This window comes from Alteromonas sp. Cnat2-8 (assembly GCF_022348355.1).
GTDB classification, from domain to species: Bacteria; Pseudomonadota; Gammaproteobacteria; order Enterobacterales; family Alteromonadaceae; genus Alteromonas; species Alteromonas macleodii.
Window position 1 is genome coordinate 343,213 of sequence record NZ_JAKREX010000002.1, and the last position, 26,281, is coordinate 369,493.

The 26,281-nt window shown below is 45.4% G+C and carries 22 protein-coding genes; 10 read left to right on the forward strand and 12 right to left on the reverse strand.

Annotation, left to right across the window (positions count from 1 at the left end; translation table 11 throughout):
• The first annotated feature begins 78 nt into the window (after nucleotides 1-78).
• Both MHN00_RS05720 and MHN00_RS05725 read left to right on the forward strand, forming a co-directional pair.
• Nucleotides 79-1,923 (forward strand): DUF885 domain-containing protein, encoded by a 1,845-nt coding sequence (locus tag MHN00_RS05720; protein ID WP_239300603.1) that lies wholly within the window; start codon nucleotides 79-81, stop codon nucleotides 1,921-1,923.
• A gap of 466 nt (nucleotides 1,924-2,389) precedes the next feature.
• Nucleotides 2,390-2,725 carry a VOC family protein gene (locus MHN00_RS05725; protein ID WP_014950470.1) on the forward strand — a complete coding sequence of 112 codons (336 nt, stop codon included), beginning with the start codon at nucleotides 2,390-2,392 and terminating at the stop codon, nucleotides 2,723-2,725.
• Here the strand turns inward: MHN00_RS05725 and MHN00_RS05730 are convergent.
• The 5 genes from MHN00_RS05730 to MHN00_RS05750 all read right to left on the reverse strand — a co-directional run bounded on the left by MHN00_RS05730 (nucleotide 2,722) and on the right by MHN00_RS05750 (nucleotide 7,837).
• On the reverse strand, nucleotides 2,722-4,800 hold the full coding sequence (locus MHN00_RS05730) for an NADPH-dependent 2,4-dienoyl-CoA reductase (protein WP_239300604.1): 2,079 nt from the start codon (nucleotides 4,798-4,800) through the stop codon (nucleotides 2,722-2,724). The genes MHN00_RS05725 and MHN00_RS05730 overlap by 4 nt on opposite strands.
• A gap of 331 nt (nucleotides 4,801-5,131) precedes the next feature.
• A complete protein-coding gene (locus tag MHN00_RS05735; protein ID WP_239300605.1) occupies nucleotides 5,132-5,605 on the reverse strand; it encodes a DUF4426 domain-containing protein in 474 nt (157 codons plus the stop codon).
• Nucleotides 5,606-5,701: 96 nt separating this feature from the next.
• Nucleotides 5,702-6,238: a YggT family protein gene (locus MHN00_RS05740; RefSeq protein WP_014950467.1), complete on the reverse strand. Its 537-nt coding sequence runs from the start codon at nucleotides 6,236-6,238 to the stop codon at nucleotides 5,702-5,704.
• A gap of 20 nt (nucleotides 6,239-6,258) precedes the next feature.
• Nucleotides 6,259-7,080 carry a pyrroline-5-carboxylate reductase gene (gene proC, locus MHN00_RS05745; RefSeq protein WP_014950466.1) on the reverse strand — a complete coding sequence of 274 codons (822 nt, stop codon included), beginning with the start codon at nucleotides 7,078-7,080 and terminating at the stop codon, nucleotides 6,259-6,261.
• Between the two features lie 70 nt (nucleotides 7,081-7,150).
• A complete protein-coding gene (locus MHN00_RS05750; protein ID WP_039227916.1) occupies nucleotides 7,151-7,837 on the reverse strand; it encodes a YggS family pyridoxal phosphate-dependent enzyme in 687 nt (228 codons plus the stop codon).
• Between the two features lie 27 nt (nucleotides 7,838-7,864).
• Between MHN00_RS05750 and MHN00_RS05755 the strand changes: the two genes are divergently transcribed.
• From MHN00_RS05755 to MHN00_RS05765, 3 genes are all read left to right on the forward strand, one after another.
• Nucleotides 7,865-8,908: a type IV pilus twitching motility protein PilT gene (locus MHN00_RS05755; protein ID WP_014950464.1), complete on the forward strand. Its 1,044-nt coding sequence runs from the start codon at nucleotides 7,865-7,867 to the stop codon at nucleotides 8,906-8,908.
• Nucleotides 8,909-8,916: 8 nt separating this feature from the next.
• Complete coding sequence (locus MHN00_RS05760) at nucleotides 8,917-10,029, forward strand: PilT/PilU family type 4a pilus ATPase (RefSeq protein WP_014977241.1); 1,113 nt, start codon at nucleotides 8,917-8,919, stop codon at nucleotides 10,027-10,029.
• A gap of 140 nt (nucleotides 10,030-10,169) precedes the next feature.
• A complete protein-coding gene (locus MHN00_RS05765) occupies nucleotides 10,170-10,487 on the forward strand; it encodes a DUF2007 domain-containing protein (RefSeq protein WP_049586039.1) in 318 nt (105 codons plus the stop codon).
• A 46-nt stretch (nucleotides 10,488-10,533) separates the two neighbouring features.
• Here the strand turns inward: MHN00_RS05765 and ruvX are convergent, their stop codons facing one another.
• From ruvX to MHN00_RS05785, 4 genes are all read right to left on the reverse strand, one after another.
• Nucleotides 10,534-10,965, reverse strand: coding sequence for a Holliday junction resolvase RuvX (gene ruvX, locus MHN00_RS05770; RefSeq protein WP_014980071.1), 432 nt, complete (start codon nucleotides 10,963-10,965; stop codon nucleotides 10,534-10,536).
• Nucleotides 10,958-11,524: a YqgE/AlgH family protein gene (locus tag MHN00_RS05775; protein WP_014950460.1), complete on the reverse strand. Its 567-nt coding sequence runs from the start codon at nucleotides 11,522-11,524 to the stop codon at nucleotides 10,958-10,960. Before MHN00_RS05775 ends, ruvX begins: the two co-directional genes overlap by 8 nt.
• Nucleotides 11,525-11,652: 128 nt before the next feature.
• Nucleotides 11,653-12,606, reverse strand: coding sequence for a glutathione synthase (gene gshB / locus MHN00_RS05780; RefSeq protein ID WP_014950459.1), 954 nt, complete (start codon nucleotides 12,604-12,606; stop codon nucleotides 11,653-11,655).
• A gap of 138 nt (nucleotides 12,607-12,744) precedes the next feature.
• A complete protein-coding gene (locus tag MHN00_RS05785) occupies nucleotides 12,745-13,473 on the reverse strand; it encodes a 16S rRNA (uracil(1498)-N(3))-methyltransferase (RefSeq protein ID WP_014980069.1) in 729 nt (242 codons plus the stop codon).
• Nucleotides 13,474-14,381: 908 nt separating this feature from the next.
• Here MHN00_RS05785 and MHN00_RS05790 point away from each other — a divergent pair.
• Nucleotides 14,382-15,224, forward strand: coding sequence for a mechanosensitive ion channel domain-containing protein (locus MHN00_RS05790; RefSeq protein WP_014950457.1), 843 nt, complete (start codon nucleotides 14,382-14,384; stop codon nucleotides 15,222-15,224).
• 144 nt (nucleotides 15,225-15,368) lie between these two features.
• Here MHN00_RS05790 and MHN00_RS05795 read toward each other — a convergent pair whose 3' ends face one another.
• Nucleotides 15,369-16,166, reverse strand: coding sequence for a M48 family metallopeptidase (locus MHN00_RS05795; RefSeq protein WP_014950456.1), 798 nt, complete (start codon nucleotides 16,164-16,166; stop codon nucleotides 15,369-15,371).
• A gap of 502 nt (nucleotides 16,167-16,668) precedes the next feature.
• Here MHN00_RS05795 and MHN00_RS05800 point away from each other — a divergent pair.
• From MHN00_RS05800 to prsR, 4 genes are all read left to right on the forward strand, one after another.
• A complete protein-coding gene (locus tag MHN00_RS05800; RefSeq protein ID WP_014950455.1) occupies nucleotides 16,669-18,471 on the forward strand; it encodes a choice-of-anchor I family protein in 1,803 nt (600 codons plus the stop codon).
• A 407-nt stretch (nucleotides 18,472-18,878) separates the two neighbouring features.
• Entirely contained in the window at nucleotides 18,879-20,003 is a 1,125-nt protein-coding gene (locus MHN00_RS05805; protein ID WP_014977238.1) for a beta-ketoacyl-ACP synthase III, read from the forward strand.
• A 146-nt stretch (nucleotides 20,004-20,149) separates the two neighbouring features.
• Entirely contained in the window at nucleotides 20,150-22,222 is a 2,073-nt protein-coding gene (gene prsK, locus MHN00_RS05810) for an XrtA/PEP-CTERM system histidine kinase PrsK (RefSeq protein ID WP_049586045.1), read from the forward strand.
• Nucleotides 22,223-22,297: 75 nt separating this feature from the next.
• Complete coding sequence (gene prsR, locus MHN00_RS05815; RefSeq protein WP_014950451.1) at nucleotides 22,298-23,659, forward strand: PEP-CTERM-box response regulator transcription factor; 1,362 nt, start codon at nucleotides 22,298-22,300, stop codon at nucleotides 23,657-23,659.
• Between the two features lie 93 nt (nucleotides 23,660-23,752).
• On the opposite strand, the gene MHN00_RS05820 is transcribed toward prsR, so the two are convergent.
• Both MHN00_RS05820 and MHN00_RS05825 read right to left on the reverse strand, forming a co-directional pair.
• Nucleotides 23,753-24,070: an ADP-ribosylglycohydrolase gene (locus tag MHN00_RS05820; protein ID WP_239300606.1), complete on the reverse strand. Its 318-nt coding sequence runs from the start codon at nucleotides 24,068-24,070 to the stop codon at nucleotides 23,753-23,755.
• Nucleotides 24,071-24,088: 18 nt separating this feature from the next.
• On the reverse strand, nucleotides 24,089-26,221 hold the full coding sequence (locus tag MHN00_RS05825; RefSeq protein WP_069944775.1) for a GGDEF domain-containing protein: 2,133 nt from the start codon (nucleotides 26,219-26,221) through the stop codon (nucleotides 24,089-24,091).
• Nucleotides 26,222-26,281 lie beyond the last annotated feature (60 nt).

The window sequence follows — 26,281 nt, forward strand, 5'->3', positions numbered from 1 at the left end:
CAAGAAAACACATAACGACAGCGCTTTTTTTTGCGAAATATAAGCAAAAACAGCGAAGAAATAACAAGGGAACAAAAAATGAAAGCATTCAAAACACTACTTGTAAGTAGTGCAGTAACCATGGCTCTGGGACTAAGCTCAGCTGTGGCACATGAACACAATCATGCAAATATGCAGAGTTCATCAAAAAGTACTTCAGTTGCAAAAGAGGCGTCAGAGCACGAAAAGCTTTTTGCGCTTTTTGCCGCCGCTGACCAGCGTGATATTGAGCTAAACCCAATTATGGCCATTTTTCGTGGCGATATGCGTTATGCAGATAGAATGGGCGACTTCTTAACCGACTCCCACGCTTTAGCCGGGAAAACGGCAACCTTGCTTAATTTATCTGAACTTAAACAAATCGACCGCAGTAAGTTAAGCGACACCGACAAGCTTGCCTACGATGTATTTAAATACAACGAAGAGCGCTCGCTAAAAATGTCTACCGACGAGATTGAAGCGCTAACGGAAGTGCGTCCTGTTAATCACTTCAGTGGGTTCCACACCTTCTACCCGACCTTCGCGAGCGGAAAGGGCGCAGCGCCATTTAAAACAGTAGAAGATTACGAAAATAACTTATCTCGCCATAAGGATTACATTGCTATTTCTGACCGCGCTATCGGAAAGTTCCGCGAGGGCATGGAAAGCGGTGTTCTTGAAACTAAGCTGACAATCGATCGCGTGATCAAGCAGTTCGATACTCAGCTGGCTATCCCAATTAAAGAGTCACAGTTTTGGGGGCCAATTACTATGTTCCCAGAAAGTTTCTCTGACGAAGAAAAAGCCCGTTTAACCGCTGACTACGAGAAAGCGACGCAAGAGATTTACGATGCAACCACGCGTATGCGCGACTTCCTTCGCGATGAGTATTTGCCTATTGCACGTGAAAGCATTGGCCTTAGCGATATGAAAGGTGGTGCAAAGCTTTATCAATTGATGGTGGAAGGTTCAACGACACTACCAATGACGCCTGATGAACTGCATAACCTTGGTTTAAAAGAAGTTAAGCGTATCAAAAATGACATGCTTGAAATTAAGGACGAAGTGAAGTTTGAAGGGACATTAAACGAATTCTTCGACTATGTACGTACCGATCCTAAGTTCAAGCCTGAAAGCCGTGAAGCGCTAACACAGAGCTATTACGATATTGGCCGTGAAGTTGATGAGAAAATTGATCAGTATTTTTCACTGTTGCCGAAGTCTGAGCTAGAAATCAAACCCTACGACCCTGCTATCGAGCAATTCAGTGCAGGTGGATCATATCAGCCGGGCACGCCAGACGGCTCTCGTCCAGGTACTTTCTACTTTAATGCCTACGATTTGCCTAGCCGCTTAACCACCGGCAACGTTACCTTGTATCTACACGAAGGCGCTCCAGGTCACCATTTCCAAGTGAGTCTAGCGCAAGAAAATGAAGCGCTACCTTCATTCATGCGCTTTAGCTTCCTACCAGCCTTCGGTGAAGGTTGGGCGCTGTATTCTGAAACGCTAGGGTATGAAATGGGGTTCTTTGACGATCCATGGAATCGTTATGGAACGCTTCAAGATGAGCAGTTGCGCGCCATGCGTTTGGTGGTAGACACAGGTATTCACGCGAAAGGTTGGACCCGCGAACAAGCCATCGACTTTATGCTTGATAACTCAGGCATGACCCGCACAGAAGTTGTTGCCGAGGTAGAGCGTTATATTGCGATCCCGTCGCAAGCGCTATCTTACAAAGTGGGCGCGCTTAAAATTCAAGAATTGCGCGCGCGCGCGGAGAAGGCATTAGGTGATGATTTCGATATCCGTGAGTTCCACGCACAAGTGTTAAACACGGGCGGCATTCCACTTGCTATTCTTGAGCAGAAAATTGATCGCTGGATCGCTAGTCAAAAAAGTTAAGGAATAATATTTTTATTTAAACTTTTTACTGCGTAATCAGCGTTAGGTTAAGAACAGTAAAAAGCCGATATTTGACGTAAAGCCAGTAATATTCTGTATTACTGGCTTTTTTCTTTTTGCGACTAATGGCAGTGATAATGTTCAAAAGCTTCACTAGAGTAATAATACCAATCCGCATAGATTATTACCCACGCAGCGAGATTGAAAATGTTCGTTATCGCGGCGTGTTACCGCAGGTATAGTGGTACTACACCAAGGTGACACAACAAAGAGTACGGACATTTTAAACTCGCCCTTCGGGAAGGTCTGGCAAGCTTCCTAGCTTCATTCTGGGAATTTGAAAGGGAACAGCCATTCCTGCATTCCCACGCTTTGCTAGGAAACTTGCCAGCGCCTTCTGAGTGGGCAATTATCTATGCGGATTGGTATACGTGAACAATGGTTACGAAATTTAAGGGAGAATAAAGTGGAGTTAGGGCTATTTTCGTTAAGTTTAACGGTTAAAGACATCAGCAAGTCGAAGACGTTTTATGAGGCCTTGGGCTTTGAAGCCATGCCTTCATGCGGCTCGGTGGAAGATAAATGGTTAATGATGAAAAATGGCACCACCATGATTGGGTTATTCGAAGGGATGTTTGAAGATAACATTATGACCTTCAACCCAAGTGATGTTAGGGCACTTCAGGCAAATCTAGTTGAACAAGGCATCGCTTTAGACGTGCCTGTGAAAGGCGATAGCGGCCCCGGGCATCTAATTGTTAAAGACCCGGACGGCAACGCTATCATGTTCGATCAGTTTTAAATTCGCGCTGCCAGTTCAGCGCCCTGACGAATAGCGCGTTTAGCATCAAGTTCAGCCGCTACGTCAGCACCGCCGATAATGTGCACGGTAAATCCTGCCTCTTCTAGAGGTTGTTGCAGAGGCTTAAACGGCTCCTGACCAGCACATACAATGACGTTATCGACCGGCAATACTTTGGGCGTGTCGTTAATCAGCACGTGCAGGCCTTCATCATCTACTTTCTCGTAGCTCACACCATTTATCATTTGAACATTGTGGTGTTTCAATGATTGCCTGTGGATCCAGCCCGTAGTTTTGCCCAGCCCTTTGCCCACTTTAGACGTTTTACGTTGTAGCAGATACACCTCCCGCTCAGAAGGCTCTATGGCTTTTTCTTTTAGTGCGCCAGGAGCAGAATAATCTTTATCTATACCCCAGTGCGCTAGCCACTTTTCTTTATCTTTGGCTAGATTTTCGTGTTCTACCAGGAATTCCGCTACATCAAAACCAATGCCGCCGGCGCCAACAATAGCCACTTTCTTGCCTACTGGCTTGTGGTCGCGCAATACGTCTAAATAACTCATCACTTTAGGGTGGTCGTGCCCTTCAATTGTAAGCGTACGAGGATTAATACCGGTGGCTAGCACCACTTCATCAAACCCCTTGTTTGAGAGGTTCTCTACGTTTACTTGGGTGTTAAGGTGAACCGTAACGCCCACGCGAGCTAACTGATTGTCAAAGTAGCGTAGGGTTTCGTAAAACTCTTCTTTACCCGGCACTTGCTTGGCGTAATTAAATTGACCGCCAATTTCACTGGCTTTATCAAATAGATGTACCTCGTGACCGCGCTCTGCGGCATACATGGAAAACGCCAAACCCGCAGGCCCTGCACCTACTACCGCTAGTTTTTTCTTATTGTGAGTAGGGGGAAAGGTAAGTTCGGTCTCGTAGCACGCTTGCGGGTTTACCAAGCAACTTGCACGCTTTTGTTCGAATGCATGGTCTAGGCAAGCCTGGTTACAGGCAATACAAGTGTTGATTAGCTTAGACTCATTGCGCATAGCCTTCGCTACAAAGTGAGCGTCAGCCAAGAAAGGTCGCGCCATCGATACCATATCAGCATGGCCTTGTGCGAGTACCGATTCTGCAACTTCAGGCGTATTGATACGGTTAGTGGTAATAAGAGGGATAGACACCTCTTTTTTCATGCGTTCGGTTATCCAAGTAAACGCCGCGCGAGGTACGGATGTGGAGATAGTGGGTACCCTTGCTTCGTGCCATCCTATGCCGGTATTAATTAGCGTAGCGCCTGCTTTTTCGATTTCTTTGGCTAAATATACAACCTCGTCCCACTTAGCGCCGCCTTCGACTAAGTCCAGCATAGACAGGCGATAAATAATAATGAAGTTAGTGCCCACTTTCTCGCGTACACCTTTTACTATTTCTATTGCCAGACGAGCACGATTTTCTAGGCTGCCACCCCATTCATCATTTCTATGATTGGTGCGCTCACAGAAAAACTGATTTATGAGGTAGCCTTCAGAACCCATAATTTCCACGCCGTCATAGCCTGCTTGCTGGGCAAGGGCTGCACATTTTACGTAGTCTTTAATTGTGCTTCTTACGCCACGTGAGGACAGTTCGCGAGGCTTAAAAGGGGTAATAGGCGACTTCATAGGTGAAGCCGAAACAGCAAGTGGGTGATAACCGTAACGGCCTGAATGCAAAATTTGCATGCAAATTTTGCCGTCTTCCTTATGCACAGCGTCGGTAATAACACGGTGCTTTTTCGCGTGGCGAGAGCGGGTCATTCTGCCAGCAAAGGGCGCTACCCAACCTGAAATGTTCGGGCTAATACCACCTGTTACGATTAGCCCCGCACCACCTTTTGCTCGCTCAGCGTAAAACGCAGCAAGTTTGTCAAATCCGCCTTTCTCTTCTTCCAAACCTAAATGCATTGAACCCATTAGGGTACGGTTGCGAAGTTGAGTAAAACCCAAATCCAACGGAGCTAATAAGTTAGGGAAGTAAGGTGAGAGTTGTTCTGAATTGTGGGCAGACTGCGGTGTAGCTGTCTGAGACGAGGGCGTATTCATAATTGTTCTCTTTTTATTTGCTATGAAGGCAGTTAGTGCATGTCGCTCTTTGCTGCGGCGCAGTGCTCATCTGTCTTTCATGATTTAAGTGCTAATGATTACACATAATCCGATCACACTAACTTGCCCGACCAGTTGCTTTGATTATTTACCACCACATTCAATTGGTAAAGTGCAGTTACCCTATTTTTAACATAATAAAAAAGCGAGATACCGGGCTAACGGATATCTCGCTTCGTTAATCAGTGCTTTTCATCACAAGCATGAATGCGTTACAGGTGAGCGCTTACTTATGATGTTGGCATTATTAAAGCAGTGCTCGCCTTATAAATTACTCGTCAACGTACATTTTTTGCTGAAACTTCAGCGTTTGTTTGCTGCTATCTTTTTGAACGTCAATCTCAAACCTAAAGGTTTCCTGATCGCGAAATGGCAGCACGGCAAGGTAATAGATAGCATCACCTTCTTCCACCTTTTTGAAAGTCAGCTTACGCGAGTTACCTAACAGATTCTTAGCCGTACCTGTGACATCTGCCCGTTGCGCTTCACCGGAGACTTTGTCTAACACCGAAATGTTAACCAGCGCATTAAACTTACTTCTCACAATGCCGTAGCTAGCCGCCACTTCAGGTGTGAGAAATGGCGTACTCACCACCATATAGTGAACATCCCATTCACCAAGCGTTTGCTTCTGCTCGGCAAATGCGGAAAAGCTTAAGCATGACATAGCCATCACAAGAAGTGCTACGTAAGCTTTTTTGATTTGATTTATTCTACCCATGATAGAAACTACCTCTGCCTTCATCTTATTTTCAATTCTTACCCATTACAGCTTGTTTTGCTCTATGAACCAAACTGCAAGACCAATGCTTTCCCTAACAGTGTCTTGAACTGACATTAGTTACATAGGGAAAGTGTCTTGGATCAGAAGCTGTAAAAACTGTAATGCGATGATGGCAATAAGCACTGATAAGTCCAACCCGCCCAATGGTGGAATGACTTTGCGTATTGGCGCTAAAAACGGCTCGGTTAGTTGATACAGAACATAGTCAACCGGAGACTGACCTTGTGACACCCAGCTCAAAATAGCGCGTAGTAGCAACACCCAGAACATTAACGACAGGGTTTCTTTTATCACCCCAATTACTGACAAAATCGCAATGCCGACTGGGTTTAGACTACCGCCAAACATTAACCCTAGGGTTATTAGCTTAAGCGCGCATACCGCTACCGCTAACACAAAGGTAGCGGTGTCGAACCTGCCGATTGACGGAATAATACGGCGCAACGGCCCCACGATAGGGTGGGTTGCTTTTACTACAAATTGACTGAGTGGGTTATAAAAATCTGCCTGAACCATTTGTAACCAAAGGCGCAGAATAACCACCATCAAATAAAGGCTAAATAAGGTATCAACCAAAAATACCGTTGCATTCATGTTGTGTTTTTCCTAAAACGTTATAGCTGTTTTGCCATTTCTTCAGCACGTGCTACGGCGGCGCGCATCGACTTGCTGACAATATCTTTTAAACCTTCATTAATGAAAGTGTTAACGGCTTCTGCGGTAGTGCCGCCCTTAGACGTAACTTGGGCACGAAGCTCGCTTAATTCAAGGTCTGGGTTGTTACAAACCATTTCGGCTGCGCCTAACATGGCTTGTTGGACCATTAAGCGAGATTGCGCTTTGTCAAAGCCCATGTTCATGGCTTCTTCCTGCATATTTTGTAAGAACAAGAAGAAATAAGCTGGGCTGCTGCCCGCTGCGGCGATAACACCGTTAATACCCTCTTCTTTATCTACCCAAACGGTTTCGCCAACGCTGTTCATTACATCGTCAACGTATTGCCTGTCTGACTCAGAAACCGTGTCGTCGGCATACATCCCAGACATGCCTTTGCCTAACAAGCTCGGGGTGTTTGGCATAATACGAACAACAGGGTATTCACCACCTAGCATTTCTTGCAATCTAGCTACCGGCAGCCCAGCTGCAATGCTCATAAACAACTTGCCCGAAAGGTCATTGTTTTTCTGAAGCTCGCCGCACATATCGCCCATTATTTGTGGTTTTACCGCAAGGACTATGGCATCAGCGAATTGGCAGGCTTCATCATTAGATTGTGTGGTGTGAATACCAAACTCGGCCTTCAGGCCGTCTAACTTTGGTGTGGAAGGGTTTGCCGCAAGGATGTTTTCTTTCGCGTACCCAGATTTGATAAGACCACTGATGATGCTGCGGCTCATGTTACCCGCGCCAATAAATGCTAATTTTTTCTGTTGCATGTAAATCCTATTTGTTGGTTGCGTTTAAGTCTGTGTAGCGAGGCGAAGCGCTACCCGTTGGGTTAGCGCGCTAGTTTCGTTTACCGAAAATAGCGGTGCCGATGCGCACCATAGTCGACCCGTGTTGAATCGCTTCTGTCATATCACTACTCATTCCTACGGATAGGGTATCAAAATTGCTCAATGATGTATGGTAGTGGTCGAATAATTCTTTTAGCTTAGACAGTGTGGCGCGCTGTTGTTCTTCACTAGGATCTGCTTTGGGAATGGCCATTAGTCCACGCAAGGTCAGGTGCTTTTGAGAGTTAATAAACTCCACTAGCGCATCTAATTCACTTAGGGCTACCCCTGACTTACTCTCTTCGTCATCAATATTAACCTGAATGCACACGTTTAACGGCGGCATTGAGTCAGGTCGCTGTTCGTTTAAGCGGCGGGCAATTTTTTCTCTGTCTACAGACTGAACCCAATCAAAGTGTTCGGCGACTACCTTGGTTTTATTCGACTGAATTGGACCAATCATGTGCCACTCTATATCGCTTAAGTGAGAAAGTTCCTGAACCTTTTCAACACCTTCCTGCACGTAATTTTCGCCGAACATACGTTGTCCGGCTTCATACGCTTCCATAATATCTGATACGGGTTTTGTTTTGCTAACCGCTAGCAATTTAACGGAATTTGGTGGACGATGTGCACTGGTAGCGGCTTGGTCTATTCCTTTTCGTGCGGAATCTAGTCTTTCTGCTATTGTTTGCATTATTCACCTTGTTTTGGAGAAGTGGTTGTGGATATTACCGAACTTTTGGCTTTCAGTGTTAAGAATAACGCCTCAGATTTACACTTATCAGCGGGCCTACCACCAATAATTCGTGTAGATGGCGAAATGCGTAAACTGAATGTGCCAGCCCTCGATCACAAGCAAGTACATGGTCTCGTTTATGAGATTATGAATGACATGCAGCGCAAAGAATACGAAGAAAACCTGGAAACCGATTTTTCTTTCGAAGTTAATGGCTTGTCGCGCTTTCGTGTTAACGCGTTTGTGCAAAACCGAGGCGCCGCGGCAGTATTACGTACTATCCCCAGTAAAGTATTAACCTTAGACGACCTTGGCGCGCCTGAAATTTTCAAGGAAATTATAAATCAGCCTACTGGCATTGTACTTGTGACAGGTGCCACCGGCTCGGGTAAAAGTACCACGCTTGCGGCCATGGTCGACCATATCAACACCCACAAGCGTGAACATATTCTTACCATTGAAGACCCTATCGAATTCGTGCACGACAACAAGCTTAGCTTGGTAAACCAGCGGGAAGTACACCGCGATACGCACTCGTTTAATAACGCACTGCGCTCGGCGCTTCGTGAAGACCCAGACGTAATTCTAGTCGGTGAGCTACGTGACTTAGAAACCATACGCCTTGCCATTTCAGCTGCCGAAACCGGCCATTTAGTATTCGGCACTCTTCACACCAACTCTGCACCAAAAACCATTGACCGTATTATCGATGTTTTCCCGGCAGAAGAAAAAGCCATGGTGCGTTCTATGTTGTCGGAATCATTGCGTGCGGTTATTTCACAGACACTGCTTAAGAAAGTAGGCGGGGGCCGAGTTGCGGCTCATGAAATCATGGTGGGGATCCCCGCTATTCGTAACCTTATTCGAGAAGATAAAGTGCCGCAAATGTACTCGGTTATTCAAACGGGTCAGGCTCACGGTATGCAAACCATGGATCAGTGTCTTCAGCGCTTAGTGGCGATGGGGGTTATTACCAAACAAGACGCCGCAGCAAAGTCAGTTGATAAACAGTCGATGAACAGTTTCTAGAGGCCAATATGTTAGATTCACTACTACAAAAAATGGTCGATACCAACGCATCGGATTTATTCGTAACGGCGGGGTTTCCGGTAAGTGCCAAAATTAACGGCAAACTTACGCCAGTGACGGAAAGCGCGACCTCGGAAGAGGCATCGCTGGCGCTAGTTCACGAAGCGATGACTGAAAAACAGCAGAATGAGTTTCACACGACCAAAGAATGTAATTTCGCCATAGTACGAGAGGGCATTGGTCGTTTCCGCTGCTCTGCATTTTGGCAGCGTGACCAAGCGGGCATGGTGATTCGCCGCATCGTTACTCAAATTCCGAAAGCTGATGATTTGGGTCTGCCGCGAGTATTAAAAGAAATTATTATGGCTAAACGCGGTCTTGTTCTATTTGTAGGTGGAACAGGCACGGGTAAGTCCACGTCATTGGCTGCGCTTATTGGGCATAGAAATGAAAATTCGCACGGGCATATACTGACTATTGAAGACCCCATTGAATTTGTGCACGAGCATAAAAACTGTGTTATTACCCAGCGCGAGGTGGGCATAGATACTCAGTCTTTCGACGACGCCCTTAAAAGTTCGCTACGTCAGGCGCCTGATGTCATTCTTATTGGTGAAATTCGTTCAATGGAAACCATGGAATATGCCATGTCGTTTGCTGATACAGGGCATTTGTGTGTGGCTACGCTGCACGCTAACAACGCGAACCAAGCTATTGAACGTATTATGCATTTAGCGCCGAAAGATCAGCACGATAAGTTGCGCTTTGACTTAAGCTTAAACATCCGCGCCATTGTTGCGCAGCAACTAGTACCTACGCCAGACGGCAAGGGTAGGGTTGCGGCAATAGAAATATTGCTAAACTCGCCGCTAGTGCGCGACCTAATACAGCGCAATGAAATAGGCGCGTTAAAAGAAGCAATGAAAAAAGGCAAAGAGCAGGGCATGCAGAGCTTTGATATGGCGCTGTATGATTTGTACAAAGCGGGTAAGATTGATATGGACCAAGCGCTGCACCACGCCGACTCGCCCAACGATTTGCGCTTAATGATCAAGCTTGATACCAGCGACGGTTCTAGCTTAGGTACACTGTCAAATGTATCTATTGATATGGATGACTAATTGCTTTCGCTTTATGCTGAAATCCCTTTAGGGGGAGCTGCATTTGAAACGCTTACTGAAATAAAGCAGTAGAGAGACACGTTTTTCTCGCATGATGAGCAGCCCACGGGCTGCTTTTGTGTTTAACAAGAGGGTAGCCATTGAAAAAACTCTTCACTTCACAAGACGCTTTTGAACTTCAAGCGGTTCGCAGCGAGCTTGATGCTTTATCTATTCCTTATATGGTAAAAAATGAGTTTGCCAGTGGCGCAATCGGAGAGCTGCCTTGGCAAGATTCTCAGCAGGAAGTGTGGCTTGTTGACGACAGCTGGTATGCAAGAGCGTCGAAAGTTATTGAGCTCTTCATTCAGAAATCAAACGATAAGGCATTATCTAGTGAAGACTGGATTTGTGGTGAGTGCAGTGAACAAAACGGCGCTGCTTTTGATGTCTGCTGGCAGTGTGGGGCAGAAAAGTAATAATAGCAAGAGCCAGCAGCATACAAAGGTCAACAGGCCCTAACAATTATTCGTACTGACTCTCGCTCCAGCTAGCGAATATTACACAGGCCGACACACTATCAACCTTATCTTTAGTCAGTTTCTTATAGCCACCTAACTCAAACAGCATGGCTTTAGCGTCTGTGGTAGTCAGTCGCTCATCACAGGTGTCAACGGCCACTTTAAAACGCCCATGTAGACGGTTTGCAAATTTGCGGGCGCGTTGAGTCATCTCCTGCTCAGTACCATCCATATTAAGCGGTAAACCCACCACCACGATATGCGGTTGCCATTCTTCGTAAAGCTTTTCTATTAACGTCCAGTCAGGAATACCGTCTCGTGCCTTCAGCGCTGCAAGAGGGGAAGCCGTACCGGTAATTTCCTGACCTACCGCCACGCCAATGCTTTTGGTACCAAAATCAAACGCAAGTACCGTACGATTTCCTATATCAGGCATGTCCCGCTCCCGGTGCTAGCTGCCATACATCCACACCGAGTTTATTTACTGTTGCTTGCCATTTCTTGTGCATAGGCGTGTTAAACAGAATTTCTTCGTCAGCTTCGATGGTGAGCCATGCGTTTTCCTGCATTTCCTTCTCAAGCTGACCGGCTGTCCAGCCCGCGTACCCCAAAGCAATCAAAACGTCTTCAGGGCCTTCATCATTGGCAATAGCAGTCAAAATGTCCTTGGAGGTGGTCACCATAACCCCTGGTGCAAGCTTTAAGCTAGATGCCCACTCTCTTTGCGACGAGTGCAGCACAAATCCTCGCTCTTGGCTTACAGGACCGCCAGCCAGCACGATTTGCTCTGCTTTGTCGTCAGACACAGTGAGTTCTTTGTCAGTCTGTTCAAGAAGCTGCTTCACGTTCATGGTGGAGGGTTGATTTACTACAATACCCATAGCACCTTCAGCGTTGTGTTCACAAATATAAATGAGTGAGCGAGAAAAATACGGATCGTCCAAACTAGGCATCGCGACCAGAAAATGATTTTGTAGGCTTTTTAATTCCGTCATAGTTTGTCTTTTATCTACTATCTTTTGCTCTGTGAGGGCCTTTACACTATTGAAGCTAAAGGCGCTCTATCCACTCATATTTGCTTTTTACGATACGAACTGCACTGTGTTACCAATACAACCTTACTTTATTTACTGGCCAAGCGCTTTTCAATGGCGTCAAACAGCGCACCCATTATATTAACATCGTAAGCTGCTTCTATTTCTCTTACGCAAGTTGGGCTAGTAATGTTTATTTCAGTAATTTTGCTGCCAATAACATCAAGTCCTACGAATAAAATGTTATTTTCCTTGAGCGTTGGAGCGATGGCTTCGGCTAGGGCGCGGTCAGAATCTGAGATTGGCTGAGGGCGTCCTGTACCGCCAGCGGCTAGGTTACCTCTGGTTTCCCCTTTTGTAGGCAGTCGCGCTAAGCAGTACGGCATGACTTCACCATCAACGATGAGTACGCGCTTGTCGCCGTCTTTAATCTCTGGAAGGTACTCTTGCACCATCATGTAGCGCGTGCCTAACTTGGTTAGGGTTTCAATAATAACGCCTAAGTTATTGCCATCAGGCTTCACTCTAAAGATAGACGCGCCACCCATACCGTCTAAGGGTTTGCAAATAATGTCTTGGTGCTTGGCGTGAAACTCACGGATAAGCGCTTGGTTGTTCGTGACTAAGGTATTGGGAATGTGTTCTGGGAAGTACGACGTAAACAGCTTCTCGTTGTAGTCGCGAAGCGCTTGAGGGTTATTTACAACTAGCGCTCCCGCGTCCTGCGCAAGCGACAGCACCTGAGTCGCATACAAAAACTCGCTGTCAAAGGGTGGATCTTTGCGCATGAGTAACACATCAATGTCGCCTAAATGCAAGGTCGACTCGTCTTCAATGGTGTAGAAATCTGTAGCTTGATCCTTGACCGATACGGTTTTACCTAAACCCATAGGCTTACCATTGTCTAAATACAGGTCTTTTAATTCAAAATATACAACCTTTGCACCGCGGCGCTGAGCTTCAAGCATCATCGCAAAACTTGTATCTTTATGTGGCTTAATGCTCGCGATGGGGTCCATAATTACGCCAACGGTATATTGCATAATGTTTTCACCTTGAATGTTGATAAAATGCCGGCTCAGATGGCCCAGCTGATTGTAAACATATATGGGGGCACACCTGAATTCTTCAAGTTACTGAGCTAGCACTATGCTTGCTATATAGCTGCCTAAAATACTGACTTAGAAGTCGCCGTGCTGAGCTTGAAGAATACTTAGGCTTGTAATCGCTGCTGTCTCGGTGCGCAAAATACGTGGGCCCAAACTTACTGACTGATAGCCGTTTTCGTTTGCCTGATGAATTTCTGTTTCAGATAACCCACCTTCAGGGCCAATAAGCAAACGAAAGCCTTGAGCATTATAAGGTTGTCTTGCCAAGCTTTGCTCTGCGCCAGGTGCGAGAACTAATCTTGTGGTATTGGTTGAAGACGACAACCATTGATTAAGACTAACCGGGGCGTTGAGCGCGGGAATAATGTTGCGACCGCTTTGTTCACAGGCGCCAATAATAATCTTCTGCCATTGCTGAATTTTCTTTTCCCAGCGCGACTCGTCGAGTTTAACCGTACAGCGTTCAGTGATGACGGGCGTTATTTCTGATACGCCAAGTTCCACGCTTTTTTGTAGCACGGTATCCATTCTATCGCCTTTAGATACCCCTTGACCTAAGTGCAAATGAAGCGGGGATTCTTTCGCTAGCGATAAACAAGCGTCGGCTTCAACCGTCACTTTTTTTCTTTGAACGCTAATAATTTGCGCACTGTATTCATTGCCGTCGCCATTAAAAAGCACAATAGGGCGATTGGGCTTTATGCGCAGTACCGTCGCGATGTGATGACCGGCGTCTTCAGTTAACTCAAACTCTTGTTCTAACGGGATTGGATTGGGGTAATAAACTCTTGGTATACGCATAGCAAATCAGATGTGTAGTTTTAACGCGTATAATACGTGTGTGGATACAGGTTGCAATGCTGTCGACAACATCGCGTAAGTAAATATGCAAAAACTTACGCAAACGACAGCATGCTGCCTATTTAAGAATCACATGACTCACTCTCTAGGCCGCGGAAGGCGAAGAGTTTCTCGAAGTAGATTTCAACACGTTGGATGAAGACTTCGATTGGGCTGCTGGGCGGTAGTCCGCTCTTGCGTACTTAGTATGTTTTCCTTTATCGGTGCGCAGTGAATATAAAAATAAACACAAAACCACCGAAAACAGGGTTATGAGAAGCAACATGCGTTAATCCTTTACGTGACATAGTTTGCTAAAGCTCCTTCATGAAGTTGCTCAACACACACTGATGAGGCGTAGTGAACAGTCAACTTTCATGAGACTTTAGTCTAAAACTTTGAGGCTAAAAAATCATCAAAAAAAATGTCTTATAACTCGGTAACTTCCAAAAAATGGAAAAGAAACACAAAGCGCATTTAAGCTTCGTGATGAAGGATGCGCTTGTTGAGTGACAAGCGTGTGACAAGCGAATAAAAAGCGTTCATTTTTTGTTTTTTCATTCTAGCGCCTGTGTGCCACCTATACGGCATAGAAACTTGTCGATTTAGAACCACTACACCGTCAAACATCCGCCTTGCCTAGATGGCCAACAAACCGCGGCAAAAATGTACAGAAAAGGACAGAAGATCCTAAAGTAAAACAAATAAATTTCCTCTACTTTTGTATAATACTAACGCTCTTAAACACCCATGTAGCTTAGACTTTAGAGCAAATTTACTGTGTTTGAGCCCATATTATATTGGTCTTAAATCAAATAGCTGCTACCGTATTTGAGCGATTATCAACTAACCATGACAAGGACCATATTATGGAAGAAAAACTTTCGCTTTTTTCTGCAAGCGATGTTGAAAGGTACATAAACGATTACGCCATCCCGTGGGGGATTAACATTCTGATGGCAATTGCGATTTATGTAATAGGTAGGATCGTAGTTGGATTCATTTTATCTGTATTTAGACGCCTAATGGCCAAGTCTAAATACGACAACATGCTAGTGGACTTCCTGGAAGCTATCCTTAGCGCCATTCTAATGCTGTTTGTTATTGTCGCTTCGCTTGATCAGCTAGGCGTAGATACAACGTCATTAGTTGCTATATTAGGTGCTGCTGGTTTAGCTATTGGTTTGTCATTGCAAGACTCGCTTAAGAACTTTGCAGCTGGCGTAATGCTTCTAGTTTTCAAACCATTTAAAGCGGGTGACTTTGTCGAAGCTGCAGGTACTGCTGGTTCTATTGTTAAGATTGGTATTTTCACCACAACAATGAACACACCAGACAATAAAGAAATTATTGTTCCTAATGGCAACATCTACGGTGGCAACATCACTAACTATTCAGCAAGAGACACGCGTCGTGTGGACATGGTTGTTGGTATTGGTTACGACGCTGACCTTCTTAAAGCGAAAAGAATTCTTGAAGAAATGGTGGCGGCTGATGAGCGTATTCTTGCAGAGCCAGCGCCTAAAATTGCAGTATCTGAACTGGCCGACAGCAGCGTGAACTTTATTGTTCGTCCATGGGTGAATTCTGCCGATTTCTGGGGTGTTAAATTCGACTTCACTGAAAACGTTAAACTGCGTTTTGATGAAGAGGGTATTTCAATTCCATTCCCACAAATGGATGTACATCTTCACAAAGCAGACAGCGAATAATTTCGTTGGTTTCAAACAAAAAACGCTGCATTTCGCAGCGTTTTTTTTATCCTAAGATTAAGAGCGACGTAACACGCCGCGATTACGAACATTTTAACTCTCGCTGAGCGGGTAATGACATATACGAAATGGTATTACTTACTTTTAGCGACAGTTCGGGCGGTAAGCAGTAGCTTGATAGTCTGCATAGGCGTTAGGCATGTTCGCTTGTAAATTATCAATTCTGGTTTGAGGTGCTGGGTGAGTCGACAAAAGTTCCATTGGGCGGTTGCCGCCGCTTGCTGCGTCCATGTTTTGCCACAAGTTTACAGATTGTCTTGGGTCAAACCCAGACTTTGCCATTAGCTGAAGACCAATGACATCGGCTTCAGATTCATGAGTTCGGCTAAAAGGAAGTTGGACACCGACTTGAACACCTAATCCGATCGCAGCCATGATGGGACCCGACTGAGGCACTTCATTCGCGGCTAAAACTTGGCCTACCGCCTGACTGCCCATATTTATCAATGTTGACTGCGACATTCTCTCATTACCATGCTCTGCAATAACATGACCTACTTCATGGCCAATGACAGCAGCAAGTTGATGCTGGTTTTCTGCAACGTTGAGCAAGCCTGTATAGACACCAATTTTTCCACCGGGTAGCGCAAATGCGTTAACTTGTTCATCGTCGAATACAACGACTTCCCATTGACCATTGAATACCGTGGCTGGTACTTGAGCAGTGATGGCATTTGCAACGCATTCTACGTAAGAATTTTGAACCGCTTTATTCGAAATTTTTAATTCTTCTTTCATGCCCGTGAATGCCTGATCACCCATTTGCGCGAGCTGAGTTTCAGAATAGAGCAACACTTGATTTCTACCCGTAGGAGATGTTGCACAGGCTGTTAAAGTAAGCGCTGCGGCAATAACTGCCGAAGCTGTGAATTTCAATTTCATGGTTAATCCTTTTTTATCACTGAATGTTCTCGCTTCGCTCACTTTTGCGCGCTAAAGCACAATCCCATTCAGTTTATACGTCTATTTGGCAATATTAGTATCAGATAGTGCTTATAAATAAAACTATACCTTTGAAAAAGCGAAGCGTGTTCCGCTGTTAAGCTAAACCGTTTTTCCTTACACGCATTAGGATATTTGAAATATATGCTTACAATTGCATGAACGAAGTGTGATTACTTTGAGCCTACTGCTCCGTGCTGTCCATATTTAAAGCGGCGTGTGTGCCATCTATTGTTATAGAAAAGTTACGCGCTTTTGCCTATTTAATATTTGTGTCATAAACTGATTCTAATTTATACATAGAAGTTACATAAAATTTCTGGTGTACTAAGGTTAGGGATCCCTGTTTTCTTCCTTCGCTTTGCGAGAACAAGGTGGAAAAATCCTTGGGTTTCTCGAGCCTCATAACGTACGACAAAAATACAAATAAAAAGGAAATCAAATGGCAGTGCGTAATAAGTTTAAATACGGGTTACTTGCATTTTTAGTATCAGCGGCGCTCACGGGATGTGGCCTTGATGGTGACGACGGTGCGCAGGGCGAAACAGGAGCTCAAGGACCTCAAGGGGAACAAGGTGACCCAGGGACAGACGGAAGTGATGGTACCGATGCGTCAATCGGCATTGCAATGGATATCGTTGGTCGTGCTTTCTTAGGCAATCAAACGGCCGCAGAAATTGTTCAGTACCATGCTGAGACCAATACGATTTACGCGACAAACGGCGAGACGAATACAATAGCAGTTATTGATGCCTCTAGCGTAAGCACGGCTACTATGGCTGATCCGATAAACACCACTACGCTAACGCTTACCACTATCGCACTGCCTGCCGATATAAATGGTGTGACTTTAGGTAGCTTAACAAGTATTGCGGTTAGCGGTGACCTTATGGCTGTAGCTGTACCTGCAGACGTTAAAACTGATAACGGTTATGTGTTGTTCTACAACGGGCTAGACAGTTCTGCTCCAGCCTTTTTGGATTCTGTCGAGGTTGGCGCACTACCGGATATGGTCACTTTTACGCCAGATGGTGGCAAAGTGTTGGTAGCGAACGAGGGTGAGCCTTCTGATGACTATACCATTGACCCTGAAGGATCTGTTAGCGTCATTAATATTCTAGCAAGTGGTGAGCCAGAAGAAACGGGGACGACCGTTGGCTTTACTGCTCTAAACGGTACTGAAGCAGATTTGATGGCGCAGGGAATGATGTTTCCTAACCCAGCAGGACGCACGATTAACGGCACAGCTATTACCTCAACGGTAGCGAAAGATCTGGAACCAGAATACATCACCGCTACTAACGACGTTGCATACGTTAGCCTTCAGGAAAACAATGGCCTTGCGATTATTGACTTGGAAGAGTTAACGGTAGATGTCGTCGGCCTAGGAACTAAGTCTTGGGCTGGACTTAATATTGATATCCAAGAAAATGATGCGGTGAGTTTTGGTCAGTACACAGGTATTTATGGTGTATACCAGCCTGATACCATTGCTAATTTTACGTGGAAGGATGCGACTTTCATTCTTACCGCTAACGAAGGCGATGCCCGTGAGTATTTCTTTGACGCTGCTGATGAGGCGGCATGTACTGCTGCAGGTGGTGTTGATTTTGACGAAGATGATGGCTGTCTAGCTTATACAGACGAAGTTAAAGTAGAAGATCTTACCGCTGCCGCCAACTCTGAATTAGCTATGCTACAGGCGACAGGTGAAGCGGACGACTTACGTGTAACTTCAGCTATGGGTGATGCTGACGGAAACGGAGAGTACGATGCAGCGTACGCTTACGGTGCACGTTCATTCACAATCTGGGATCAAAACGGTTTAGTGGTTTATGACTCGGGTGATGATTTTGAACGTATTACAGCGTCGGTTCATGGGGCGCAGTTCAACAATGGTGACGATGAAAATGCAAGCGACTCGCGCTCGGAGAATAAAGGTCCTGAGCCAGAAGCGTTAACCGTGGGTCAAGTTGGCGATCGCACTTACGCGTTTATCGGCACAGAGCGCATGGGCGGTATTTTCGTATACGACGTTACTAACCCTTATGACGTTCAATTTGCAGAATATGTAATTAACCGTGACCTAACCGAAGGTTTGACAAGCGACGATGTCATTGGTGACTTAGCACCAGAAAGCCTGGTTTTTGTTAGCGCTGAAGACAGCCCAAGCGGTGTGCCTCTTCTTGTTGTAGGCAACGAAGTTAGCGGCACAGTAACGGTGTGGCAAATCAACCAGCTGTAAGCTCCCGCATTGATTACATGAAACCCCGCTTTGAAGCGGGGTTTTTTATTGGTAGCTTGCCAGACCTTCCCGAAGGCCGAGTTTAAAGTCTCCTTACTCTTTTTTGTGTCACCTTGATGTAGAGCCACTATACCTGCGAAAACACGCCACGGTTACGAACATTTTAAGTCTCGCTGAGTGGGTAATTATCTATGCGGGCTGGTATTAAACGGAGGAATAGAGCTTTCCTTGCGTTCACTATGGTTACACCGTTTAAGGATTAGGGTAAGCTATAACCCATAAAACGCAGTCGTATTTTTAAAGGTAAATACGATTAGGCTCAATTGCACTGGTATAGATGCGTTTAGGACACAGAGTAACGCAATGCTCAATACCACCGTAGTGCTATCAAATAATAGAGAATGCCTATGTCTCAGCAAGTTGTGATTAGTGGTGTGGGTGTATGGCACCCTAAAGACAGTATAACTAACGAAGAGCTCGTAGATAGCTACAATGCTTACGTAGATGCTTTTAACGAAGAAAATAAAGCGCAAATCGAATCAGGTGATGTAGCAGCAATGCCTTATTCAAGTGCAGAGTTCATCGAAAAAGCATCAGGAATTAAAAGTCGCTACATCTATCAAAAAGAGGGTGCGCTAGACATCACTCGAATGAAGCCTAAGATTGCCCCTCGAGCAGATGACGAACTTTCTCACCAAGCTGAAATTGCCGTCGAAGCAGCCAAGTTAGCTCTGGCATCCGCCAATGTTACGGCCGATGAAATTGATGCTGTGATTGTGTCGTGTGCATACACCCAGCGTGCTTATCCTGCGATTGCAATTGAAGTACAAGAAGCTCTTAATATTGAAGGGTTTGGTTTCGATATGCTAGTTGCTTGTTCTGCAGCAACGTTCGGTATGCATCGCGCCTATGAAATGCTGAGCGCGAAAAATGCGACTCGCGTGTTGGTTATTAACCCTGAGTTGGTCTCACCGCAAATTAACTACGCTGATCGCGACAGTCACTTTATTTTTGGCGATGTGGCTACGGCGACGGTGCTTGAGCTTGCTGAAACCGCCAAAAGTGAGCACGTGTACGACGTGCTAAGCACCAAAGCATTGACGAAATTCTCAAACAATATTCGTTCTAATTTTGGTTACATGACACGTGCCGAAGACGTTGATCCGTATGGACCTGATAAGCTGTTCCATCAAGCGGGTCGCAAAGTTTTCAAGGAAGTGTGTCCATTGGCAGCAGCGCATATTGAAGCGCATTTAGCGAGTCACGACATTACGCCAGAAGGCGTCAAGCGTTGGTGGCTTCACCAAGCTAATATCAATATGAACACCTTGATTTGCAAACGCCTGTTAGGTCGCGATGCTGACCGTACCGAAGCGCCAATTGTGTTGGACGAGTATGCCAACACGGCTTCTGCGGGTTCTGTGATTGCGTTTGGTTTAAACCATGAAGACCTGGTTGCCGGTGACGTGGGAGTACTTTGCTCTTTCGGTGCAGGGTATTCAATTGGCTCACTAGTGATCCGTAAACGATAGTTTTTATCATAGCGCGGGCGATGCCTGCGCACCGTACCTAGCTGAAAACGTTATGTGCTGTATATCGAAGGTTTCAGGGACGTTGCATCAATGCGCCTCCCTGTATTTCATCTCCTAAATAATGATAATAAAGGTGAGATAAAAGGATGATTTCAGATGTAGGCTATGGGTTAAATAGTCTGGCGCACTTAGCCCTTTTATTGCTGTTGTTAACGGTACGCAAACCCGGCGTAGCCAAGCATTTATTGGTGTTGGCGACCGCAGCCACCTTTTTATGGTCTACAACCTTAATCACTTCGCTATTTGGACCTATCTCGCTAAGCTGGTTACTCAGCGCTGACGTGCTTAAGCAGCTCGCATGGCTACTCTTTTTGGCTGGCTGTATACAGACCAGCTTTAGTAATATCTTCGACGTTCTAAAACGACCTGTAACGTTAATTATTATTGCCCCCGCACTAGCAGCATTGCTAGCCCCTTATCTATTGGTAGTAAATCCCGCGTGGAGCTTTCTTGTACTGATCGTGCTGTCATTAGAAGTGCTTGTTCTTCTGGAAGTTGTGTATCGACAGGCGGGGCGTGAGCAGTGGGCGTTTAAACCCATTATTATTTATCTGGGAGCAACCAACCTGTTTGAGTTCGTTACCTATGCAAACGCTACCATGGTAAACCAGGTTGAAATTGGCTACATAGCGGCACGAGGCTATATTTACTTCTTGTTAATGCCCTTACTCGTCATATCGATTCGACGAATTCATCACTGGGGCATTGATATCTTTATCTCGCGGGACGTGGTATTGCACAGCTCTCTACTCTTAGTGGCGGGCGGTTATCTTTTTGTGATGGCTGTTGTCGGCTACGCCATAAATTATATGGGAGGCAACTGGGGAGCGACGGTTCAAATCATATTGGTTGTGATGTCATTCGCATTGCTCGCCACTGTATTCTTGTCCAACGGCTTTCGCACTAAGATAAAAGTATTTATCACTAAACATTTCTTTGCGAATCAGTTCGACTACCGCGTTGAATGGGTGAAATTAACGCAGTGGTTAACACGTGCAGGGGATACCTCATCAGATGTTTACCACGCTGGCCTAACAGGAATGCTTAACGCCATTCAATATGAGTCAGGTCTGCTGTTTAAAGTAACGCAGAATGGCTATGAATGCGTGGCTAAGGCATCACCTATTACAAACACTGCGTTAACAGATAACAATGAATCGTCAACTGGTTCGAAAGAAAACAACGCTACCTGTACAACGTTGGAAACGCTTGCAAGTTACAGCGACAAAAATGGCTGGATCATTGATACGGACGCCTACCTCGTCAAACCATTCGATTACGAGGGGTTAAAGCTAGATAGAGAGGCACTAAAAGCATGGGGCTACCAACTCTTCGTGCCTTTCTTAAAAGAGGGTAAACTGTGGGGATTTGCTGTTCTCGCGTCAGGAGACAATGAAAAAATCACTTTAAATTGGGAAGTGAAAGACTATCTAACCGCCGTATCTGAGCAAGTAGGCACGTACATGCAGCACCACGAGGCCGCTCAAGTGGTAGCAGAAAACGCCCAATTTGCGGCATTCAATCGAATGTCTGCGTTCGTTTTACATGACTTAAAAAATGTACTAGCTCAAGTCGACCTTATTCTTGCCAATGCTCAACAGCATAAACACAACCCTGAATTTATCGAAGACACCTTCGAAACCTTGGAGCATACTAAGGCAAGAATGGAAAAAATGCTCAAGCAGCTGACTGATAAGAAGGCCGTTGAAGAAGGTGTAAACTCAGAATTTTTGATTTCGGAGCTGGCCAAAGATGTGGTCAACAACCGCTGTTCAGGTTTACGTCCGCTACCAACAGTTCATGTGCTAAAAGAAACGGCCGTGACGGTTGATAAGGATAAGGTGGCAAACGTGCTTTATCACCTAATCAGCAACGCTCAGCAGGCAACCGCAGATGACGGAGAAGTCGACGTGGTGATTACTGGAAATTCTGACAACAAAACGCAGCTAGTTTTGATAGAAGATACAGGGTCAGGTATGGATAAAGCGTTTATTGAAGAGCGACTATTCAAGCCATTTGATACCACGAAAGGCAATGCTGGTATGGGGATTGGTGCATATGATGCAAAAACATATATCGAGTCTATCGGTGGCAAACTAACTGTTCAAAGTGAACCTGGACGCGGTAGCTGTTTTACGCTGTATTTTCCGATAGGATAGGGTGTATAACTAAAAAGTGGATATTATCAAATCCACTCCCTTTCGATGGATGAAGTAGAATAATAGGATGATGAAATGACCGATACCATTTTGGTAGTAGATGATGATTTAGGTATCCAAAAGCAACTTAAATGGAGTCTTACCGATTACAACGTTGTTTTTGCGGACGATCACACATCTGCCATAGCCCAGCTCCGTCGTTTTGAACCTAAGGTTGTTACCCTAGATTTAGGGCTTCCGCCAGATCCAGCGAATGCGTCGGAAGGTTTGCGTATTCTTCACGACATCATTGCGCTAGCGCCTAGAACCAAAGTTATCGTTGTTACAGGTAATAACGATAAACAACACGCATTAAAAGCAATCGATTTTGGGGCATACGATTTTTATCAGAAGCCTATCGATTCAGATACCATCAAATTATTGGTGCACCGTGCGCTTAACCTGTCTAAGTTAGAGCATGAGAATAGCATTCTTGCCCGCACCCGTTCTGGCATGTCCAGAATAGTGGGTAACAGCGAAGCTATTCAAAAAGTGGTACGTCGCGCTGAGAAAATTGCCAATACCGACATAAGCACTCTGTTACTTGGTGAAAGTGGCACAGGTAAAGAAGTTTTCGCGCGCAGTATTCACGAACACAGCCCTAGAAAAGACAAACCTTTTGTTGCTATTAACTGTGCGTCTATCCCAGAGAACTTACTAGAAAGTGAGTTGTTCGGTTACGAAAAAGGGGCGTTTACTGGCGCGAACAAAACCACCGTCGGCAAGATAGAAACAGCACAAGGCGGAACACTGTTTTTAGATGAGATTGGTGATATGCCCATTGGTCTGCAAGCTAAGATGCTTCGGTTTTTGCAGGAGCGCGTGATCGAGCGCGTTGGTGGACGCAATGAAATTCCCGTTGATATACGCGTAATTTGTGCAACGCACCGCGATTTACAGGCTATGGTGGCGCAAGAAACGTTCAGGGAAGATTTATATTACCGTGTGGGGGAAATGCCGATCATGATCCCTCCTTTACGTGAACGAGACCAAGACATTATTTTACTTGCACGTACGTTCTTGAATATTTATCGCGAAGAATTCAAAGCTAAAGCGAAGAGCTTTTCAGAAACTGCAGTTAACGCCATGCTAGCCCATAAGTGGCCGGGCAACATTCGAGAAATGCAAAACAAGCTAAAGTCGGCGGTTATTATGGCTGAAGGTACGGTAATTCAACCTGACGATTTAGGCTTGATGCCTGTAGATGCTCATGATGAGCCTGAAACGTTGAATCTGCGTGAAGTGCGAGAAATTGCTGAAAGTCGAGCTATTCGCAGGGCCTATCAAAAAGCAGATAAGAATATGTCGAAAACGGCAGAATTACTTGGCGTCACTCGTCCCACGTTGTATTCGCTCATTGATAAATACCATATGGAAGACATCAAAAATAGCGACTAGGGTAGACATGACTACCAAACAGGAGAGAAATGTACTTCTCACCTGTTGGTATCTGGGCGAACTCGCAGTTCGCCTTTATCCTTGTGTACCCACCTAAAAGACAAACTGGCAGTGAGACTCTGCTAAGACGTCATGACCGCTGAAGGTCACCTCAACCGACACTTGGTTAGAGCCACGCTCAACAAAGATAACGCTCCCACAAGTGTTACACACGTGGTGGGTTTCGTTATTAGCCTCGTGTAGTTCCGCTAGCGCTGACGGTGCACAGTCAATAACCAGCTGCTCTTTTTCAATTGTAACGCGCAGTTCACTGGTATCTGAATGGCTTAGCGTTTCGTCATCGGCGTCAAGCTCTCCGATATGATCAATTTCATATTGAATTGCTTGGCAGCTGCAGCTTCCTCTGTACATATCTCTATTCCTCTACTGCTATTTCTCGAGGGTCTCCGGCCATTTGATACTTGCCACGTTGTTGAACGATGTGGCAATTCTCGAACCAGGAAAATTAAACTTCGTATCTAGTGGAGTGGGGTATTCCCTTGGAGTTTTAAGCGTTTCGATTACGCCAACCCATCCATTTCTCCCTGATAATTTGGTGGCATACAGCGCGTAATCGATAACGGCGAATGTGCGTTTCCACGCGGTATCAAAGTCTTCCTCTCTATCTGGAGGAAGCAGCGAAAAGCCAATGCTACAAGTAATATTGATTGGTTTTTCTAAGCCGATATCAAAAGGAGTGTTTGCGACCATTTCTCGGCAGCGCTCGGCAACCTCAGGGAGCTCTTCACGAGTAGATTGGCGACAAACCACCAAAAACTCCTCGCCTCCCCATCGAATAATTAAATCCGTTTGTCTGAACACCTCTTTGAGGACATTGGCAAACGCTGATAGCACTTTATCGCCGGCAATATGCCCATAGTCGTCGTTGATGCGCTTAAAGTGGTCGATATCAATAAGTAAGCAAAGTAAGTCTTGTTTCGTCTTTCCTGTACTGGGGCTTTGTTTTGCCGAGAACTGGCTGCGCCTTATTTCACCGGGAAGCTGCGATTCGAGGTAGTGCCTATTGTACAAACCCGTTAACGGATCGCGCAGGCTTACCTCTTCTAGCGTTTTATAGGCTCTTTCCAGTTCTTGATTTTTTTCTTGAAGATTGAGTGTTTGCTGGCGTACTTCTCGGCGCAAAATAATCGTTTGCTGACGTTGTTTGTAGCGACTCCACACTAAAAACGTCAAGAGTAACGCTGCTAATGATATACTCCAAAAAAGAGTTGTCTGCAGGTTTTCTCGCTCAGCTTGCGCTAACGCCAGCTGCTTGGACTCTTCCAGTTTCTCCAACGTCCTAGATTGCCTCACAAGCTCAATCTCAGCCTGCAGACCTTCAATGGCAGACTTGTTTTCTGAATCAAGTAGTACCTCACGCAGCTGCTGCATAACAGATTGAATATCTAGGGCTTTTTTGAATTCGCCTAGTGATACAAAGGCGCTTAGCTGTAACGAAAGAAAACTAAGCTGTCCTCTAAGGTCTCTATTTTTTCTCGCGTCAATGGTACCCGTGCGGGCCTCTTCTAAGGCTAATTCGAAACTCTGCTCTTTCATATAGGCTTGCGCTAAAGCGAGTCTGCCTTCTTTGACCAATTTTGCCTGACCCGATGAATCGGCAAATTGCATGGCTTCTTGCAATAACTCTCGCCCTTTAGCTGTATCGCCGTTTTCAACCAGTGCTCTTCCCAATAGCATTTTTGCTTCGGCTATGGCCCCTACATCAGAGGTGGATAGCAGGAGTTCAAGACCTTCGTTAATTGCTCTTATCGCTTGGTCTACAGAGCCTGTTTTGAGAGACAGGGCACCAATACGAGTTTTGATCACACCAAGTAATCGGGTCTCCTGTGTTTCCTCGATACTGTCGAAAGCGTCTTGGTAGTAGGTATGAGCCAACGTAGCTTGGTTGAGCAAACTGTATATCTCACCGATGCGCAGCAACGTAACACTCATTTCACTGGCCATGTTATTTTCACGAAAGTAACGTAGCGCTTGCTTTAACGGTTCCAAAGCGGTTTCAATTTCGCCTTGTTCTTGTTGAATTATGCCTAGCTCAAGGTTCAATTGAGCCTTAAGTAATTCATTACGCTCAATTTGAGCAATAGACATAGCGCGACGCACATAAGTCAGTGCAATGGCATAATTTGAGAGGTGTCTTTCTGAGGTGGCTAGTTGTAATAGCGTTGACGCCATTTTGTTTAATTCACCATCTGTGGTGTAGCGCTCTAAGGCGGCATTAAAAATGGCTTTTGACACCTCAAAACGCGATGCGTTTTGAAGTAAGAGTCCGAGGGCAGAAAATGTATCAGCAGACATTTGTTGCTGTTGTAGCGCTTGCTCTAAAAGCAACAGTGCCTTGCTATCGGCGTCAGCATATTGCTTGGCATTTAAAAGGTTTTCGACATCAGCAATTTCGGTATTGAAAAGCTCGAACGCTTCTACCGTTTTTACCTGTGCGCCATGCACAGCAATTAGCAGGGCACACACCAGCACGCGCACTGTGCTAAATCCTTCACGGCCCATTCGATTGTATCTCCTATACGCTGTCAGAACATGCTGTCGGTGAGTATCCCAGTAGGCTAA